Annotated in this window: 1 pseudogene (running past one end of the window); it reads left to right on the plus strand. The window is 68.4% G+C overall.

What is annotated here, in order from left to right:
• Positions 1–1,435: pseudogene (locus K789_RS0103990) on the plus strand (S1 family peptidase) (its annotated part extends 205 nt beyond the left edge of the window); the annotation flags it as partial.

Here is a 1,435-nt window from a genome sequence, read left to right on the forward strand (position 1 = left end):
CCGCCGACACGACGGCTCCGGCAGCGGTGCCGGAAATCAGCGACGCCGGGCTCGCTGAGGCAGTCCAGCGCGATTTGGGCATGACGCTCGTGGACTTCAATGCTGCCGGCCAGCTGGCCAGGACCGCCGCCGACGCTGTTCCCTCGCTGCGGGAGCTGACCGGCTACCTGGGGATCAGCCTGCGTGACGGCAAAATCCTCGTCGAAGGCAGCGGACCCGAACTGCAGGCCCGGGTAACCGAACTGAATGGGACCGGAACCTCGGCCGTGTTCGTTCTCGTGGCTCCGGCAGCTGAGCCCTCGACTGCCCCCACGGCTACTCCGACGGAGGCTCCTACCGCTGCTCCCTCGGCGGCCGAGCTGGTGGCGTCCAGCACTGAGCAGCTGTTCCAGGCCTACGTCCGCGAGGTGGGACCCGCCGGGCTGCAGGCCGTGGCTTACTCCGGGGGGAGCTTCATCATCCGCACCGGCGGGACGAACGCGGCCGAAGCAGACCTGCCTCCGGCGCCGGACCAGCAACCCGCCCCGGCGACGACTACCCCGGCAACGACTGCCGCGGCAGGGAAGATCTCCCCGGCCGACTTCGTGGCCCGCTACACCAACGTCCAGCTGGAGCAGGCCTCCCCGCTCGCCACCGAAGCGGATGTGTACGGCGGAGAGGGCTACGTCATTGACTCACCGCCCCGGCGGACCATCTGCTCGACCGGATTTGGTGCGTTCAACGCGGCGGGTCTGCCGGTCGTCCTGACGGCGGGGCACTGCGCGGAGGACGGCACCGCCACGGTCATCGGCCTTGAGCCCCCGACTTCCGCGACCGCTGGTGGCTCGTTGCCCCTTCCCGGCAGCCTCGCGCCGTTCGGCAGCTTCGGATTCAGCCAGTTCGGCGGACTCCAAAACTCATGGGTCTTGAACCCCCTGTGGAACACGGACGATCCGGGAGGCCCCGGCAACGTGGGTACCGACATCGCCGTCATCGGATCACTGAATGGCGGCGTCAACGTCCAGCCGGCCGCCAGCACCTGGGCCAGCGCCGCGAACCCGGGTTCCACCGCCGTGAAGATCATCGGCATGGTCGCCCCGTTCAAGGGCCAGGAAGTGTGCCGCTCCGGACGGACCGACGGCTGGTCCTGTGGGCAGGTGGAAGAAACCGGCATCTACGTGGTGGGCGGAAGAACCACCGATCCGGCCGACGTGCGCGCATTCAGGGGCTTCCTGTCCAAGAATGTCCAGTCACGTGGCGGTGACTCCGGCGGGCCGTGGATCAGCGGCAATTATGCCGTGGGCACCCACTCGGCCGGCGAGACCAGCGGAGAGAACTTCGCCATCGCCACGACGCTGGAAGACGCCCTGACCAAGATCCCCGCCGCCGTGCAGCTCCAGCTGTTCCTGAACAAGCCGGAACTCGTGGCGCCGGAAAATCTGACCTTCATGGCGGG

Origin of the sequence: Arthrobacter sp. TB 26, assembly GCF_000427315.1 — a bacterium.
Taxonomy (GTDB): Bacteria; Actinomycetota; Actinomycetes; order Actinomycetales; family Micrococcaceae; genus Arthrobacter.